Annotated in this window: 2 protein-coding genes and 1 pseudogene; all 3 read left to right on the top strand. The window is 62.3% G+C overall.

The window, feature by feature from the left end; genetic code table 11:
* Nucleotides 1-282 (top strand): annotated as a pseudogene (locus EN884_RS35050) (4-hydroxy-3-methylbut-2-enyl diphosphate reductase); the annotation flags it as partial.
* Nucleotides 283-287: 5 nt separating this feature from the next.
* Nucleotides 288-1,250 (top strand): homoserine kinase, encoded by a 963-nt coding sequence (locus EN884_RS35045; RefSeq protein ID WP_063167684.1) that lies wholly within the window; start codon nucleotides 288-290, stop codon nucleotides 1,248-1,250.
* Between the two features lie 4 nt (nucleotides 1,251-1,254).
* Nucleotides 1,255-1,691: ribonuclease HI (gene rnhA / locus EN884_RS35040; RefSeq protein WP_128361089.1), on the top strand; the 437-nt coding region annotated here is incomplete at its 3' end.

The following is a 1,691-nucleotide window of genomic DNA, read 5'->3' as shown; positions in this document are numbered from 1 at the left end:
GTGGCGGAGCGTGCAGGCGCCACCATGTCGCTTCTCGTGCAGCGCGCCGCCGAGATTCCGTGGAATGACATCGGCAACATTTCGACGCTCGGCCTGTCGGCCGGCGCGTCGGCGCCCGAAATCATCGTCGACGAGATCATCGACGCGTTCCGGCAGCGCTTCGATGTCACGATCGATCTGGCCATCACGGCCACGGAAACGGAGGATTTTCCGGTCATGCGGGTACTGCGCGATGTCGAACTGACGCGGGCCGACATGGCCTTCGTCAATGGAGCCGCGTAAGGCACATGGCGGTCTACACTGACGTCGCGGAAGGCGAACTCGGCGCATTCCTGAAGCACTATCCGGTCGGCGATCTCCTGTCCTACAAGGGCATCGCCGAAGGCACCGAGAACTCGAACTTCCTGCTGCACACCTCGAGCGGCTCCTACATCCTGACGCTCTATGAGAAGCGCGTCGAGAAGGCGGATCTGCCGTTTTTCCTTGGGCTGATGGGCCATCTCGCCTACAAGGGCGTGTCCTGCCCGCTGCCGGTGACCGCCCATGACGGCAGCGTCATCGGCACGCTCGCCGGCCGGCCGGCGGTCATCATCACCTTCCTGGAAGGGCTTTCGTTGCGGCGGCCCACAGCCACGCATTGTGCCGAGGTCGGCAAGGCGTTGGCGCAATTGCATCTGGCCGGCGCCGATTTTTCGATGACACGTCCGAATGCCCTGGCCATCGACGGCTGGCGCAAGCTCTGGGACGCAGCGCGCGACCGGGCCGACGAGGTCGAGCCGGGCCTGGCGGCCGAGGTTGATGCCGACTTTGCCGATTTTGAGCGCAACTGGCCCAAAGACCTGCCGCAAGGCATCATTCATGCCGATCTTTTCCCGGACAACGTTTTCTTCCTCGGCGAAAAGCTCTCCGGCCTGATCGACTTCTATTTCGCCTGCGACGACCTCTATGCCTACGATGTCGCCACCTGCCTCAACGCCTGGTGCTTCGAGAAGGATTTTTCCTTCAACCTGACCAAGGGCAAGGCGCTGCTCGCCGGCTACAAGAGCGTCCGGCCCCTGAGCGACCAGGAAAAGGCTGCGCTGCCGATGCTGGCGCGCGGTTCGGCGTTGCGCTTCATGCTGACCCGGCTATACGACTGGCTGACCGTCCCCGATGGCGGGCTGGTGATGAAACGCGATCCGACCGAATACATCAGAAGGATGCGGTTCCACCGGGCGATCAAATCTCCTTCGGAATATGGATTGGCCTGATATCATGAGCAAACAGGTTGAGATCTTCACCGACGGCGCTTGTTCGGGCAATCCCGGCCCTGGCGGCTGGGGCGCGATCCTGCGCTTCAACGGCACCACCAAGGAGCTTTCCGGCGGTGAGGCCGAGACGACCAACAACCGGATGGAACTGTTGGCCGCTATCTCGGCGCTGAACGCGCTGAAGGAACCGTGCACGGTCGAGCTTCACACCGACAGCAAATACGTCATGGACGGCATTTCCAAGTGGATCCACGGCTGGAAGAAGAACGGCTGGAAGACCGCCGACAAGAAGCCTGTCAAGAACGGTGAACTCTGGCAGGCGCTCGACGAGGCCAACAAGCGCCACAAGGTCACCTGGAACTGGGTCAAGGGCCATGACGGCCATGTCGAGAACGAGCGCGCCGACGAACTCGCGCGCGAAGGCATGGCGCCGTTCAAGAA

Origin of the sequence: Mesorhizobium sp. M7A.F.Ca.AU.001.01.1.1, assembly GCF_004022735.1 — a bacterium.
In the GTDB taxonomy this organism is placed as follows: Bacteria; Pseudomonadota; Alphaproteobacteria; order Rhizobiales; family Rhizobiaceae; genus Mesorhizobium; species Mesorhizobium ciceri.
This window is presented reverse-complemented; position numbering and strand designations above follow the sequence as displayed.